This window comes from Pseudoxanthomonas sp. J35, from assembly GCF_000513995.1.
Classification (GTDB): Bacteria; Pseudomonadota; Gammaproteobacteria; order Xanthomonadales; family Xanthomonadaceae; genus Pseudoxanthomonas.
The window spans coordinates 102170-103186 of the sequence record NZ_KI911335.1; the positions used below are offsets into that span (position 1 = coordinate 102170).

Consider the following 1017-nt stretch of genomic DNA (forward strand, 5'->3'; position numbering starts at 1 on the left):
TTTTCGTGTTCCCCGCGCTCGCGGGGATGAACCGCTGATTTCGTAGGGCAGCCAGCGATTCACGACGTGTTCCCCGCGCTCGCGGGGATGAACCGGAGTCGTCATCGGCCACAACCGCGACGGCAAGCGTGTTCCCCGCGCTCGCGGGGATGAACCGGGAACGACCTGCCGCCGCCGGACCTGTTCATCGTGTTCCCCGCGCTCGCGGGGATGAACCGCCGACCACGACGCGCCCGCCCTCGTACCAGGGGTGTTCCCCGCGCTCGCGGGGATGAACCGGAGCCTTCACCATGAACGGCAGGCCGCCTAGCGTGTTCCCCGCGCTCGCGGGGATGAACCGAGCTGGCGCCGCTGCCGCAGTACCCGCAACCCGTGTTCCCCGCGCTCGCGGGGATGAACCGTCGTGCCGCCGAATCCGCCATCGCCGCATGGAGTGTTCCCCGCGCTCGCGGGGATGAACCGAAAGAGTGTGCAGGCGAACTGAAAGCCGCCCTCGTGTTCCCCGCGCTCGCGGGGATGAACCGCCGGAGATCTACATGGTCCGGCCCGGCCAGACGTGTTCCCCGCGCTCGCGGGGATGAACCGCTGTTCCGGGACGCGGCCCTGGGCGTTCAGGAGTGTTCCCCGCGCTCGCGGGGATGAACCGTCTTCGACCACCTACGCCAATGCCCGATATGCGTGTTCCCCGCGCTCGCGGGGATGAACCGTTCAACGACTTCATCCAGAGCCTGCACCGCATGTGTTCCCCGCGCTCGCGGGGATGAACCGCCGGGCACCCATATCTACGCCTACCGCACCGCGTGTTCCCCGCGCTCGCGGGGATGAACCGGTGGTCCGGCAGATCGAGTCCGAGGCCCAGGCGTGTTCCCCGCGCTCGCGGGGATGAACCGGAGGCGGCATGAGTCGGGGGGCAGCGGATGCGGTGTTCCCCGCGCTCGCGGGGATGAACCGGTTTTGATCGGCGCGGTTGCGGGAGATATTGCGTGTTCCCCGCGCTCGCGGGGATGAACCGTGGGC

At 69.0% G+C, this 1017-nt stretch carries 1 CRISPR repeat array.

The window, feature by feature from the left end:
- The first annotated feature begins 5 nt into the window (after positions 1 to 5).
- Positions 6 to 1012: a CRISPR direct-repeat array (repeat unit 29 nt; unit sequence GTGTTCCCCGCGCTCGCGGGGATGAACCG).
- The last annotated feature ends 5 nt before the right edge of the window (positions 1013 to 1017 follow it).